Annotated in this window: 8 protein-coding genes and 5 pseudogenes; 7 read left to right on the top strand and 6 right to left on the bottom strand. The window is 66.1% G+C overall.

Annotated features, from left to right (window positions below):
* A pseudogene (locus tag DD1DGNOD_RS26390) lies at positions 1-447 on the top strand (hypothetical protein); the annotation flags it as partial.
* Between the two features lie 267 nt (positions 448-714).
* On the opposite strand, the gene DD1DGNOD_RS01885 reads toward DD1DGNOD_RS26390, so the two are convergent.
* Positions 715-1,839 carry an NADH:flavin oxidoreductase gene (locus tag DD1DGNOD_RS01885; protein ID WP_131764856.1) on the bottom strand — a complete coding sequence of 375 codons (1,125 nt, stop codon included), beginning with the start codon at positions 1,837-1,839 and terminating at the stop codon, positions 715-717.
* Positions 1,840-2,165: 326 nt separating this feature from the next.
* Positions 2,166-2,366: a hypothetical protein gene (locus DD1DGNOD_RS01890; protein ID WP_131764857.1), complete on the bottom strand. Its 201-nt coding sequence runs from the start codon at positions 2,364-2,366 to the stop codon at positions 2,166-2,168.
* A 59-nt stretch (positions 2,367-2,425) separates the two neighbouring features.
* Between DD1DGNOD_RS01890 and DD1DGNOD_RS26395 the strand changes: the two genes are divergently transcribed.
* Positions 2,426-2,602 (top strand): MFS transporter, encoded by a 177-nt coding sequence (locus tag DD1DGNOD_RS26395; RefSeq protein ID WP_165034663.1) that lies wholly within the window; start codon positions 2,426-2,428, stop codon positions 2,600-2,602.
* Positions 2,593-2,829 (top strand): PPOX class F420-dependent oxidoreductase, encoded by a 237-nt coding sequence (locus DD1DGNOD_RS28555; RefSeq protein WP_241255399.1) that lies wholly within the window; start codon positions 2,593-2,595, stop codon positions 2,827-2,829. The genes DD1DGNOD_RS26395 and DD1DGNOD_RS28555 overlap by 10 nt, the downstream gene beginning before the upstream one ends.
* 276 nt (positions 2,830-3,105) lie before the next feature.
* Here the strand turns inward: DD1DGNOD_RS28555 and DD1DGNOD_RS26400 are convergent, their stop codons facing one another.
* On the bottom strand, positions 3,106-3,279 hold the full coding sequence (locus DD1DGNOD_RS26400; RefSeq protein ID WP_165034664.1) for a hypothetical protein: 174 nt from the start codon (positions 3,277-3,279) through the stop codon (positions 3,106-3,108).
* 642 nt (positions 3,280-3,921) lie between these two features.
* Here DD1DGNOD_RS26400 and DD1DGNOD_RS28560 point away from each other — a divergent pair.
* Positions 3,922-4,207 (top strand): annotated as a pseudogene (locus DD1DGNOD_RS28560) (IS6 family transposase); the annotation flags it as partial.
* A 239-nt stretch (positions 4,208-4,446) separates the two neighbouring features.
* On the opposite strand, the pseudogene DD1DGNOD_RS31020 reads toward DD1DGNOD_RS28560, so the two are convergent.
* Positions 4,447-4,596: pseudogene (locus DD1DGNOD_RS31020) on the bottom strand (transposase); the annotation flags it as partial.
* A gap of 340 nt (positions 4,597-4,936) precedes the next feature.
* Between DD1DGNOD_RS31020 and DD1DGNOD_RS28565 the strand changes: the two are divergent.
* Positions 4,937-5,050, top strand: a pseudogene (locus DD1DGNOD_RS28565) (IS630 family transposase); the annotation flags it as partial.
* 145 nt (positions 5,051-5,195) lie between these two features.
* Positions 5,196-6,053, top strand: a complete 858-nt coding sequence (locus DD1DGNOD_RS01915) for an LLM class flavin-dependent oxidoreductase (RefSeq protein ID WP_131764858.1) — start codon at positions 5,196-5,198, stop codon at positions 6,051-6,053.
* A 298-nt stretch (positions 6,054-6,351) separates the two neighbouring features.
* Here the strand turns inward: DD1DGNOD_RS01915 and DD1DGNOD_RS01920 are convergent.
* A pseudogene (locus DD1DGNOD_RS01920) lies at positions 6,352-6,622 on the bottom strand (IS6 family transposase); the annotation flags it as partial.
* 192 nt (positions 6,623-6,814) lie between these two features.
* Complete coding sequence (locus DD1DGNOD_RS27645) at positions 6,815-6,994, bottom strand: hypothetical protein (protein ID WP_206442890.1); 180 nt, start codon at positions 6,992-6,994, stop codon at positions 6,815-6,817.
* Positions 6,995-7,592: 598 nt separating this feature from the next.
* On the opposite strand from DD1DGNOD_RS27645, the gene dnaK reads away from it, so the two are divergent.
* Positions 7,593-9,105: molecular chaperone DnaK (dnaK, locus tag DD1DGNOD_RS01930; RefSeq protein WP_131769302.1), on the top strand; the 1,513-nt coding region annotated here is incomplete at its 3' end.

Here is a 9,105-nt window from a genome sequence, read left to right on the forward strand (position 1 = left end):
GTGCTGGCCCGCCGCGAGAACCGGGCCGGCCTGTACGAACGGCTCGCGGCGCGGGCCCACCTCGACGTCGACCCACCCACCTGCTGGCTGCTCTACCGGCTCGAGGCGCACCCGTCCGGGACTGTCGGTGCGCTGGCCCGGCGGCTCGGCCTGCCCGAGAAGTGCCTCCGGTCCCACGTCGATGCGCTCGCCCGCTGCGGCCAGATCGGCCTCCACCCATCCGACGGCGCCGCTGACGGGGCGCTCTACACCGTCACGCCCGCGGGGCGGGACACGATCGACCGGCTCGCAGCCGCTCGCCAGCAGGGGCTGCTGGAGCTGCTCGACGAATGGTCACCCGAGCAGCACCCCGAGCTCGTTGAGAAGATCCGCCGGCTCGCCCGGGAGTTGCTCGCCGATGACAACAGGCTGCTACAAGCCGCCAAGCCAGCCGGTGCGTTCCGGTAGTCGCACGGCACTGTTGCGTTTCGCCGATTACCGATGATCTTGACTGTAGGTCTTCCCGTCGATGGAGCCCATGTGCCCGAATCACGGAAGCTTCAGACACCCCGGAACGCCTCTGGATGGCGACTCCACCGGAAGGTTTACAGCCAAGATCGGCCGGTCTTGATGGATGCAACAGTGCCGCTGTCAACTAAGGGAACACCGAGCACCTGATCACAGACTCCTAACCAATACCGGACCCCAGCATCGCCAGGGACGGCGGTGCTGTCCTCACCGCAGAGTCCTGAGCATCTCGGTGCGGAAGGGCACAAGTTCGTCCGTGCGTCCGCTCAAGATCTTCGCGGTCCACTCGGGGTCGGCCAGCAGCGCGCGGCCGACCGCGACGAGGTCGAACTCGTCCTGTTCGATCCGCTCCAGCAAGGCGTCGATGTCGTCGACGCCGGACCGGCCGTTCGGAACGAAGGCCTGCCCGAACTCGTTGTCCAGGCCGACGGAGCCGACCGTCACCGTGGCCTTGCCGGTGAGTTTTTTGACCCAGCCGGCCAGGTTGAGCTGCGAGTCCTCGAATTCCGGCAGCCAGTACCGGCGCGTCGACGCGTGGAAGACGTCTACCCCCGCATCGACCAGCGGGACGAGCAGGCGATCGAGGTCCTCGGGGCTCTCAGCGATCCTGGCGTCGTAGCTTCCGGACTTCCACTGGGACAGGCGGAAGAAGACGGGGAAGCCCGGCGAGACCACCCGACGACAGGCCGCCACGATCTCAGCGGCAAATCTGGTCCGGGAGACGATGTCTCCGCCGTACGCGTCGTCCCGCTGGTTGGTGCTGTCCCAGAGGAACTGGTCAATGAGGTACCCGTGGGCGCCGTGCAGCTCGATGCCGTCGAAGCCGAGGCGTTCGGCGTCCGCCGCCGCCTCGGCAAAGGCCAGTACCACATCGTCGAGATCCGCCTGGGTCATCGCGCGGCCCGTCGGGGTCCCGTCCAGAGCCAGCCCGGACGGGCTGACCGGCGGAGCATCCGGGACGGGCGGGGCTCCCGCGACGCGTGTCGCGCCGACATGCCACAGCTGCGGAATGATCCGGCCGCCGGCCTGGTGAACGGCTTCCGCCACGTGAGCCCAGCCGGCCAGCTGGACATCGCCGTGGAACCGGGGAACTCGCTCGCTGCTGCCGGCCGAAGCGTGGTTGACGTATGTGCCCTCGGTGATGATCAGCCCTACCCCACCTACCGCCCGGCGGGCGTAATAGGCCGCGACATCGTCGCCGGGCACGCCGTCGGGAGAGAACTGGCGTGTCATGGGAGCCATGACGATCCGGTTCGCCACAGCCAGGTTACCGACTGTGAATGGCCGCCCCAGGGCCTGCGCCGCGCGGGCCGCATCCTGCGTCGATGTCACGTGAAGTCTCCTCTTCGCTACCCCGAAACATTAATTTCCCACACTGTGCTGTCCGCGGGTCGGGGCTCCTGGGTGACGTCGTATCTCCGGCGTGTCAGGGTTCACGCTGGAGACGACCCGCCGGTGGGGTGGTCGTCCGGAAGACGGGCACCGACCGCGCTGACTCGGTGCAGCCCGCCGTCTACCGGCTGGCCTGGGTGCAGATACGTAGGCACTGCCTTCACTGAGCGCACCCTGGCGATCTGATCACCGGTCCGGTAGGGCCTGCCATGTCTTGACCCCGCTCAACGCAACAGACCCGGTCAGACCCGGTTTGACGCCCGCCGCTACTCGGGGTTCCCCGTCGGTTCGGGTCTGCCGCCCTCGTCGGAGGGCAGGTTCCCGAGCCGGCTGACGATCCGGCGCAGCTGTTCGGTGTAGAGCTCGGCGAACTCGAGTGCGGCCGGGTCCAGACCGGTGAGTTCGCGTATCTGTCGTGGCATGGTCACCGGGGTGGCGACCGTTGCCATGACGACGACCAGGGCCACGGCCGGATCCAGCTCGTGGGCGATCTCGCCCCGCTCCCGGCGCCGCAGCGGTCGCCGCCGTGGTGATCCTCGGCGCGGTGGTGCTGTTCACCGCAGCCTCCGCGCTGTGCGGCGCCGCCCAATCGCCGGATCAGTTGATCGCCTTCCGCGCGATCCAGGGTGTCGGTGGAGGAATGGTGCTTCCGGAAGGAACGAAGGTCCCAAAGGAAATGAGGGAAGAACATCCATGCTGCTGACCGACATCGAGCTGACCTACGTCACCAGCCAGTTCCTGGGGCGCCTGGCCACCGTTGACAGCTCGGGAGCACCGCAGAACAACCCAGTCTCGTACCGCTTCAACACCGAGTTGGGTACCGCCGACATCGGCGGGCGCAACCTCGCCGAAAGCCGCAAGTTCAAGAACATCCTCGCCAACCCACAGGTGGCATTTGTCATCGACGACCTGGTTACGCCTCGCCCGTAGACTGTACGGGGTATCGAAATTCGCGGCCGGGCCGAGGCGATCCACGGACACAATCCGTCGAACCCGCACTTCAGCAGTGAGCTCATCCGTATCCATCCCCGTCGCATCCTTACCTGGGGCCTGGACCTTACCTGGGGCCTGGAGCACGAGAACTCCGGTATGCAGCGACGCACCGTCAGCGCGGAAGCGGTCTCCTGACGGCCCATCGGGCCACATCAGGGGCCTGAAACTTCCGCGATTCGGGCACATGAGCCCCGTCGACGGGAAGATCTGCAGTCAGGATCGCCGGTAATCGGCGAACACAACAGTGCCCGACGCCGTCTTCACCGCCAACACGATCGAGATATTGCGGACGCTTGCGCAGGCGCCGGCCGACGTGATCGACTCGGCGGGCTCATCCACGAACACCGGCAGGCAACATGGCACGAACCGAGTTTCCGCCACCAACACGGCGAGATCAGCTACGACGGCTCATGCGGCCTGTTCGGCCAGTGTGACCCGTTCGCGGCGCCATCGGGCGCCTTCCCTTCCCCACAACGTGCGCATCCGCGGTCGAGTCCGCCGGGACGACGAACACGGGAGAGGTCTGGCTATCGTGGAGCTCGTCACCGTCGGGCTCCACGACAGCCCCCGGGGGGTACACCGGCTCCTGGAACAGCGGTAGGCCGGTCACCCTCACATGACGCAACGTGCTTGACTTCCCGGCGGTCTGTGGTGATGAAAAAAGCGAACGTGATGCCATAAGCCTACTCCCTCATCCGAAATTCATACCCGGTCGACACCGGCAACCGATGTCACAGTTGATCCCGCCGGCAGACCTCATGCGCTACTACTCGGCGTCTGTGTACACGATCAAGCGGTTATCTCTGCAAGGGCTGCACCAAGAACCGCCTACCATGAGGACAGAAAAACTGATCCTCTGTCCACGCACTCCAGCGCGGGCTCCCGACCCCGTCACCTTCAATGACGACGCTGCGTGACCATCGAGTACTCTTTGAATCCTACCAGACTCGGAACCGGGGACGTACCCGCTTTCCGAACCCGCCGCGACAACACCCCCGAACCGGGTCTGTTGCATCCGAGGGGTCATAAATCAGGCATGGTGGGTGCCGTCGACGCTTCGTCCGTCCGCCGGTCCCCGCCTCGAAGTTCACCGGGTTCCGGTTCCCACCCGAGGGGAAGCGTGCTGGCGGTGCGCTGGCATCTGCGTTACGCACTGTCATATCGGGATGTCGAAGAGCTGCTCGCGGAACGCGGCCTGGTCGTCGACCACCTCACGATCCAGCGGTGGGTGCAGCGGATCACCCCGCTGCTGATTGACACGGCCCGGCCCTGCCGGCCCTCTCTCGCGGACCGCTGCTTCGTGGACGAGGTGTATGCGCCAGCGGGATCAACTGGGTGACGTCGCGCCGGTTGCCACCGGTAACGATCGCCGCTAGCGGCACCCCGGTAGCATCCGTGATCACATGGTGCTGCCGGGACGGCCGCGGTTGACCGGGCTCGAACCTGTCTGTCCGCTTTGAGCGCATGCACGTGCGAAGAGCGGACCAGCGTCCGGTGCAGGTCGAGGAGCCCGGCGGTATGGCACTCGGTCGGCGACGCCTCGTGCAGACGCTGCCAGATTCCGGCTTCCCGCCAGTCCCGCAGCCGGCGCCAGCAGGTCACCCCCGACATTCCGAACAGTGAGGTCGGCAACTCCCAGCACGGCACATCATTCCGCAGCACCCGCAGGATCCCTTCCGGCGCCGCTCGGTTGTCCACCGGCAACCGACCCGAATGGCGGAATCGCTGGGCTCACACCGGGAGCGGCGACGCCAGACGCTTCCACAGCTTCTCGCTCAACACCTCATCACGTATGACGGCGAGATCTACCAGCCTGTCCTGCATACTCTAAATATAATTGGTTACAGCACACCGTAGTTGGGCAGTCTTTGTGAAACAAGTTCTAAAAGACCCCTGGAACACGTGTCGGAACATTTCCGCCGGTATCCAAGAATGCCTGAAAATACGGGTCGTAGCAGTCATGGCTGCTGGAGCAGCAGCTATGGCCGTCAGGAAGTTCCGCAACGTCCGCACCCGCAATGAGCTCACAATACCCATCGTTTCCCAGGCGTTGGACCGCACCCAGCCGCTGCTGCCGATCGAGTTCAACTCCCGCGAAAAACGCACCCACGACTACGTCCGGCACGGCACCACGACCCTGCTCGCCGCGTTGAACCTGGCGACCGCTTGTGCATGCGTTCACCGCCCACTACGCTGACGCCAGCGTCCCCATGGATATTCCGGATGACGAATGATTGCCTAGCCGCGCACAAAATGTCCGACACCGGAAAGTACCCGCAATCGCCAGAGTGGGAGCACAGGAAATGGACGTCTCGATTGGGTTGCCCTCCACCATTCCCGGTGCCGAAGGCAGCCAGATCCTCGAGTGGGCCAAACGGGCGGACCGTGCCGCATTCTTGTCACTCGGTGTCATCGATCGTCTTGTCTACCCCAATGACGAGCCTCTGATCACGCTTGCGGCCGCGGCGGCGGCGACTGAGCGGATCAAACTCCTGACCGCCATCGCGATCCTTCCATACCGGGTCAACGCAGCGTTGTTCGCCAAGCAGGCCGCGAGTATCCAGCATCTTTCCGGCAACCGGTTGGTGTTGGGTCTCGGCCTGGGCGGCCGGGAGGACGACTACGAGGCCGGCGGTGTTCCTTTTGCCGGCCGGGGGCGACGATTCGAAAAGATGTTGGTGGACACGCTTGAAGTCTGGTCCGGCGAGCCGCGCGGCGACACAGGGGCGATCGGGCCCACCCCACCGGTACGTCCCGGGTTGCTGATCGGAGGCCAGTCACCGAGGTCCTTCCAGCGGGCCGCCGAGCATGCGGACGGATGGATCGCCGGTGGCGCGCCGCCGGAGGCGTTCGGGCCTGCCGCGGCGCAGGTGAAGGCTGCGTGGGAAGCCCACGGCCGCCAGGACCGGCCACGGCTGGCGGCACTCGGCTACTTCTCCCTGGGATCGGAAGCACACGCGCATGCTGAGAGCTACCTCCGACACTATTATGCGTTCGCCGGGGCGTACGCCGAACAGGTGGTGGCGGGCGCGCTCACCGACGACAAGGCGGTCCGCGATGCTGTCGCCGCCTTCGCCGAGGCGGGGTGCGACGAGTTGGTGCTGTTTCCGTGTAACCCGGAACCGGGCCAGGTTGACCTTCTGGCCGACGCGATCGGGTAAGCCCAACGGAAGGAAGGGAATTCGGGTCTGTCGCGTTCAGCGGAGGCAAGACATGCCAGGCTCCGCCGAAGCGGTGATCAGAGCGCCAAAAGATCTGGAGTTGCTGGTGTTGCGGCACGAGGTCGTGGGGCATTGTTGTTATCCTTCAGGATCAGTCGATCTTGGTTGTCAATCCTCCGGTAAAGGCATCCTCCAAATCGTTCCGGTGCGTCTGAAGCCTCCGTGCGGCGGTCGCGTGAGCTCCGTCGACGGAAAGATCTGCGGTTAAGATCACCGATAATCGGCGAATGCAACAGTGCCACCATCGGTCCCCGGGAAAGTGCCGGCGGGGCCGGGCCGCGCCGATCAGCAGCGAGGTGAAGCACTGCACCCACCGGTAGACGGTCATTTGGTCGATGACCAGACTGTATTCCGCAAACAGTTCCTCGACGTCCCGGTAGGACGACGTCCCGGTAGGACAAGGCGTAGTGCAGATACCAGCACACCGCAAGCACAATCACCTCCGGTGGGAACCGGAACCCGGCGAACTCCACGGCGGGAACCGGTGGACGGACGGGACGTCGACGTATCCCCCGATCACGTCTGGCCGGATGCCGAGACGGTGGAGCTCGTCAACGCAACAGTCCCCTCGAAGGTCCGCCCGCCGTATTGTTCCAGGTCGAGCTACCCCTTCAACGTCTGACCGACGCCGGGCGGTCGACCAGGTCATCGGCGTTCTCGACCCTCCGACCACCGCGACCTGGCCGCAGCCCGCAGGCTCCTCACCCGAGCGCTGGCCCGCGGATCTTCCAGGCGGTGATCCCGGCCTTGTCCACCGGATCGATGATCACCGTGAGTACGAACCCGGCGCTCGGCGGGTAGCCGACGAGCCGGATCGTTCCGGTCTGACTCCTGGGATCGGGGTTGCGGACGACCCGGCGAGGATCCGCAGCCGCCTCCACCGTCCCCTCCGGCTCGATGCCAGCCGCCCAGCGGTAGCGGTCGCAATGGTGGCGGATGTACTCCGCGTCCTCCCTCGTCCCACCACAACCCGCTCACCACGGACCACGGTGTCACACAGCTACTCACGAACGTCCGGACAGCGAAACGTGAGCGTCCGCGACGGGGGTTCAAGCAGGCCCGGACAAGGCCGGACGGCTGGACGCTGCGCACCCTGCCCCGCCGGCTGGAGAGCGACGGCGACCCCTGACAGGGCATCTCCGCCCACGCCCGCACGTTCGTCGCAGCCCGTTGCAGGTCGGACGGGATCGTCACGGACTCCGGATCCCCTTTCTCCGCAGCCGCGGCGATGTGACAGGTAGGACACGTCGAACGGCGTGGAGGGATTTCCGCGCGTGGTTTTGAGGCGCGCGGATCGGGAACCGGGTTGGGTGGCGTAACACTCGGCGGGTGGTACCCGTTGGGCCGATATCGGGTGGTGTGGCCGACTGCGTCCGGCTGGCTCAGCCAGGACGGTCCTCCCAGCCCGGGTGGTTCGGACGGCCCGTTTGGGCGCGTTTGGCTTCTGGCTGTTCCGCTCGCTCCTGATGGGAGCAGGTCATGGCGAAGGCAGTAGGTATCGATCTGGGTACGACCAACTCGGTGATCGCAGCCTGGGAGGGCGGTGAACCCAGGGTCATCCCGAACACGGAGGGTTCGCGGACCACGCCGTCGGTGGTCGCGTTCACCGAGAGTGGTGAACGGCTCGTCGGTCAGCTGGCGAGGCGGCAGGCGATCCTCAATCCGAAGGCCACGATCTACTCGGCCAAACGGTTCATCGGTCGGCACTACGACGAGATCAGCGAAGAAGCCAAGGCGGTCACCTTCGACGTGGTGTCCGGTCCCGGTGGCGCCGTCCGGTTCACGGTGCGGGACAAGCTGTACTCGCCGGAGGAGATCAGCGCGCTGGTGCTGCGCAAGCTCGCCGACGACGCCGCGAAGAACCTCGGCGAGAAGGTTACCGAGGCAGTCATCACCGTGCCCGCCTACTTCAATGACGCGCAACGCACCGCGACGAGAGACGCGGGTCGGATCGCCGGTCTGGAGGTGCTGCGGATCATCAACGAGCCGACCGCCGCGGCGCTGGCCTACGGGCTGGACAAGCACGGCCACGAGACCGTGCTGGTGTTCGACCTCGGCGGCGGCACCTTCGACGTCAGCATCCTCGACGTCGGCGACGGGGTCGTCGAGGTTCGGGCGACGGCCGGCGACAGCCATCTGGGTGGGGACGACTTCGACCGCCGGCTGGTCGACCATCTCGCCGACGCCTTCCAGCGCGAGCAGGGCATCGACCTGCGCCAGGATGCCCAGGCGTTGCAGCGTCTGTTCGAGGCTGCGGAGAAGGCGAAGGTCGAGCTGAGCTCGGTCACCCAGACCCAGGTGAACCTGCCGTTCATCACCGCCGACGCGTCCGGGCCGCGGCATCTGACCACCGCGGTCATGCGGTCGACGTTCGAGCAGATCACCGCCGACTTGGTCGAGCGGACGATGGGGCCGGTGCGCCAGGCGATGGAGGACGCCAAGGTCACCGCCGACGACCTCGACGAGGTGATCCTGGTCGGTGGCGCGACCCGGATGCCGGCGGTGCAGACGCTGGTGCGCCGGTTGACCGGCGGCAAGGAACCGAACATGAGCGTCAACCCGGACGAGGTCGTGGCGCTGGGGGCTGCGATCCAGGCCGGAGTGCTCAAGGGCGAGGTTTCCGACGTGCTCCTGCTGGATGTCACCCCGCTCTCGCTCGGTGTCGAGACCCGCGGCGGCCTCATGACGAAGATCGTCGAACGGAACACCACGATCCCGGTGCGGCGGTCGGAGGTGTTCTCGACCGCGGAGGACAACCAGCCGGCTGTGGACATCGTGGTGTTGCAGGGTGAGCGGGAACGGGCCGCGGACAACCGGGTGCTCGGCCGTTTCCGCCTGGAGAGCATCCGGCCGGCCCCGCGGGGCGAGCCGCAGATCGAGGTGACGTTCGACATCGACGCCAACGGCATCCTCAACGTCACCGCTCGCGACAAGGACACCGGCGCGCAGCAGTCCATCACGATCAGTGAGACCTCGAACCTGCCGAAGGACG

This window comes from Candidatus Protofrankia californiensis (assembly GCF_900634765.1).
GTDB lineage: Bacteria > Actinomycetota > Actinomycetes > Frankiales > Frankiaceae > Protofrankia > Protofrankia californiensis.

Excerpts from the sequence above, each read along its gene's own strand:
- DD1DGNOD_RS28555 (WP_241255399.1), top strand. The coding sequence starts at position 2,593 with ATGCTGCTGACCGACATCGAGCTGACCTACGTCACCAGCCAGTTCCTG.
- DD1DGNOD_RS01915 (WP_131764858.1), top strand. The coding sequence starts at position 5,196 with ATGGACGTCTCGATTGGGTTGCCCTCCACCATTCCCGGTGCCGAAGGC.